We start from the raw sequence: 2722 nt of genomic DNA, 5'->3' as shown, positions 1-2722 counted from the left end.
TTACAGTTCCGCTAACGGGTAAAAACAAATCGCTTACCGTTTTTACTGCTTCTACTGTACCAAAAACCTCTTCGGCAGCAAAGCTTTTTCCTTTACTGCTGATGTCCACGTAAACAATATCTCCCAATTCGCCCTGGGCAAATTCGGTAATGCCAATAGTGGCAATATCACCTTCTAATAAAATCCATTCGTGGTCTTTGGTGTAGCGCAGGTTTGCAGGAAAATTCATATTATATCAGTTAAATTTTTTATTAATTAATTCGGGTGCAAAATATAGAAAGTTACGGGTTAAAAAAAGTTAAGGACTAATTTGTTTGCGATTGACAAAATCTGCAACAACAAAATTAATCCGTAACCCGTAACTCATTTTACCAGTTCCATACTCATTCTTACCTCTCCCAATGGCCTGTTGGCGCCGTCTTTTTCCACACTTGCAATTTTATCAATTACGTTCATTCCACTCTCCACCTCGCCAAATACGGTATAGCCCATATCTAAAAAAGGAGTGCCTCCAATAGTTTTATAACTTCTTCTTTTTAAGGCAGAAAATTTTTTGCCCGTCTGCATTTCCATCATATTTATTTCTTCATCAGTCCATTTCTTACCTTGCACAATATAAAACTGGCAGCCACTGCTTTCTTTTTTTGGGTTAACATCATCTCCCATTCTTGCAGCGGCAAGGGTTCCTTTTTTATGGAATAATGCGGTATCAAATTCTGCAGGAATAGTATAGCCAATATCGCCGCCGCCTAACTGAATGCCGGGAGCCGCAGTTTTACTTTGCGGATCGCCACCCTGTATCATAAAATTTTGTATCACCCGGTGAAATAAAAGGCTGTCGTAAAAATGTTCGGTAACTAATTTTATAAAATTATCACGGTGCAAAGGTGTTTTATCATACAGCCTTACTACAATTACGCCGCTATCTGTAGTAATTTTTATTCTTGTGCCGGGTAATTTTTTTGTAGTGGGTACTTTAGGCGCAACGGTTTTTTTTATAATAACGGGTTTCTTTTTTACCGCAGGTTTTTTAACCTGTGCATTAATATTAAATGCTATTAAAGTTGAAAATAATAAGGCGAATACAATTTTAAATTTTCTCATAAAATAATAATCAGTCAATAAATTTTTGTTTTTGAAAATAGAGTAATACATGGTCTTTTAAAAAATTTTCCTGTTCAATCATTATATAACCGGGCAAAGGTTTTAGCTGATCAAAGTGCGGCCAGTTATCTTCATCGTGGCCCGATAAAACATAGTAGCCACTTGCCGATAAAATGGTACAAACTGCAATATGCATTAAATCCTGTTTTTGTTCTTTGGTAAAATCCTGCTTGCCGCTGCCCAGTTCCTGTATGCCTATTAAAAAAAGAATGCCGTCCATATCGGGCTTAATGCCAAAGCGTTCTTTTAGTTTAATCCTTAGCTTCAGCCACCGTACCTGCAAATCGTCTTTAATATGCTGCATGCTGCAAATGTACTGCTTTAGTTTTTTTATTAAAATTTGATTGAAAGATTTCTGATTTTAGACTGCCATAATTTATATTTTTTTAAAGATCAAAATAATCTATTTATTGCTCTGCAATTTTATACAGTCGGAATCTCCTGTTTTTTTGCAGATTCCGACAAGTATAATTATTCAAATATGGTTTATTATTAGCTTTTTTAATTCGGAAACCTTCATAAAACCTTATCATCAAAAATTTTAATCTTCATTAAAACGCTTGTTTTAAAACATCTTGCTATATCCTTAACTTTGTCACAAAAAATACAATGTTACAAATTGGTTTTATCCGCCAAAATACAGCTTTGGTAAAAGAAAGATTAAGTGTAAAAAACTTTGGCGATTTATCATTGGTGGATAAAGTGGTGGCACTGGATGAGCAGGTACGTAAATTAAAAGTAGACAGCGAAAGCATACAAGCTACTATTAATGCGGCCAGTAAAGAAATTGGTATGCTTATGGGTAAAGGCCAGCAGGAGGGGTCAGAAAACAAAAAGCAGGAAGTAGCACAATACAAAACATCTTTACAAGCACTGGCGCAACAATTAGCCGATGCCGAAAAGTTATTGCATGATGAAATAGTAATATTGCCAAACCTTCCACATACAACTGTGCCAAAAGGTAAAACCCCCGAAGAAAATGAAGTGGTAAAAGAAGGCGGTGTAAAACCAACGCTTGCAGCAACCGCAGTGCCGCACTGGGATTTAATTAAAAAATATGACCTGGTAGATTTTGAAACCGGCGCAAAAATTACGGGCAGCGGCTTTCCTTTATTTAAAGGTAAAGGTGCAAAACTGCAAAGGGCATTAATACAATATTTTTTAGATTACAATACTGCTGCAGGGTATACAGAATATTTACCGCCGCTAATGGTAAATGAAGCCAGTGCATACGGCACCGGCCAGTTACCAGATAAAGAAGGGCAGATGTATCACATTACCGCTGATGGATTTTATTTAATACCCACGGCCGAAGTACCTGTTACCAATATTTACAGGGATGAAATTGTAAAAGAAAATGATTTGCCCATAAAGATGACGGCTTACACTCCCTGCTTTAGAAGAGAGGCTGGAAGTTTTGGAAGTGATGTAAGAGGATTGAACAGGGTGCATCAGTTTGATAAAGTAGAAATTGTTCAACTGGTACATCCTGAAAAAAGTTACCAGGTACATGAAGAGATGGTAGCACACATTGAAAAATTATTGCAAAGCTTACAAT

Annotated in this window: 4 protein-coding genes; 1 reads left to right on the top strand and 3 read right to left on the bottom strand. The window is 36.5% G+C overall.

The window, feature by feature from the left end:
* The 3 genes from ACY65O_RS07840 to ACY65O_RS07830 all read right to left on the bottom strand — a co-directional run.
* The coding region (locus ACY65O_RS07840) for a biotin/lipoyl attachment domain-containing protein (protein ID WP_462220300.1) at positions 1–229 on the bottom strand (229 nt) is incomplete at its 3' end.
* A gap of 134 nt (positions 230–363) precedes the next feature.
* Positions 364–1104 (bottom strand): peptidylprolyl isomerase, encoded by a 741-nt coding sequence (locus tag ACY65O_RS07835; protein WP_462220299.1) that lies wholly within the window; start codon positions 1102–1104, stop codon positions 364–366.
* 10 nt (positions 1105–1114) lie between these two features.
* Entirely contained in the window at positions 1115–1468 is a 354-nt protein-coding gene (locus tag ACY65O_RS07830) for a hypothetical protein (RefSeq protein WP_462220298.1), read from the bottom strand.
* A 305-nt stretch (positions 1469–1773) separates the two neighbouring features.
* Here ACY65O_RS07830 and serS point away from each other — a divergent pair.
* The coding region (serS, locus tag ACY65O_RS07825) for a serine--tRNA ligase (RefSeq protein ID WP_462220297.1) at positions 1774–2722 on the top strand (949 nt) is incomplete at its 3' end.

Source organism: Ferruginibacter sp. (assembly GCF_031430955.1).
Classification (GTDB): domain Bacteria; phylum Bacteroidota; class Bacteroidia; order Chitinophagales; family Chitinophagaceae; genus Ferruginibacter.
The sequence above is the reverse complement of the archived record's forward strand: the minus strand, read 5'-3'. Positions and strand labels throughout refer to the sequence as shown.

Bases quoted from the DNA above. Each gene is read 5' to 3' on its own strand.
- ACY65O_RS07830 (WP_462220298.1), bottom strand. From the start codon at position 1,468: ATGCAGCATATTAAAGACGATTTGCAGGTACGGTGGCTGAAGCTAAGG.
- ACY65O_RS07835 (WP_462220299.1), bottom strand. From the start codon at position 1,104: ATGAGAAAATTTAAAATTGTATTCGCCTTATTATTTTCAACTTTAATA.